The following is an 801-nucleotide window of genomic DNA, read 5'->3' as shown; positions in this document are numbered from 1 at the left end:
TGAACTTCTTTCCCTGCTTTTTCTTCGCTTGCAGCTTATCGATGACCTTGCCGACGCCGCCAAACTTGTCCACAATCCGCTTAATCTGAATAATCTTCGCGGCGGCTACCGCATTAGAGCCAATCGCAATAAGAATCCCGTACGAGCACTGCGCGAGATTGAAAGCATAAGGCGCCGCCCCAGGCGACGTCTCGTAGTGACTTTCCAGCCACGCGATAGTAGCTTGATCTCCCTGGCGCAGAACGTGCTCAGGGATTGAATCGATAACACGGAGAGCGCTCTCCACCGCAGTCACGTCTTCCCCGACCGCAGACGACACTAACTTCAAATCTTCCGCGGACACAATGCCCGCAGCCGAAGCAGTCACCGACTGAGTCTAAGCCGAAGCGATCCCCGTCGCCGACCCCATCGCAACAGCCACAACCAACACCGACCCGAAGACACGAGACGCAGAAGCGAACTTCTTTGTACTCACGAACGCAATCGAGCACGCCCTGCCCCCCATCGATCAAGAACCACTACCGGAAGCAATCAGACGAACACCCTCAGCAACTACGGACGAATACGCCGAAACCAACTTAAACCACCAACCCGCCGCGCCCCACCAGCAACAGCCACCGCCAATGCGCAGCGAGGCGAACAACCCACCTACGAGCAGATACACCCAAAGCAGCTCAGCCACCCACCCCCGCCACAGTCTGTTGACCTTGACCTTGCTTTTCAAAGGCATTGAACTTCGTACTCTGCCCTCTGGGTCACTCCGTGACCCGGCTGGGTGCCGCTGGGCCCGCCGGACACCTC

Annotated in this window: 1 protein-coding gene; it reads right to left on the bottom strand. The window is 57.7% G+C overall.

Annotated elements, in window-relative coordinates:
- On the bottom strand, positions 1-367 hold a 367-nt coding region (locus F3J22_RS30260; RefSeq protein ID WP_205195791.1), incomplete at its 3' end, for a hypothetical protein.
- Between the last annotated feature and the right edge of the window lie 434 nt (positions 368-801).

This window comes from Chitinophaga sp. Cy-1792 (assembly GCF_011752935.1).
Taxonomy (GTDB): domain Bacteria; phylum Bacteroidota; class Bacteroidia; order Chitinophagales; family Chitinophagaceae; genus Chitinophaga.
This window is presented reverse-complemented; position numbering and strand designations above follow the sequence as displayed.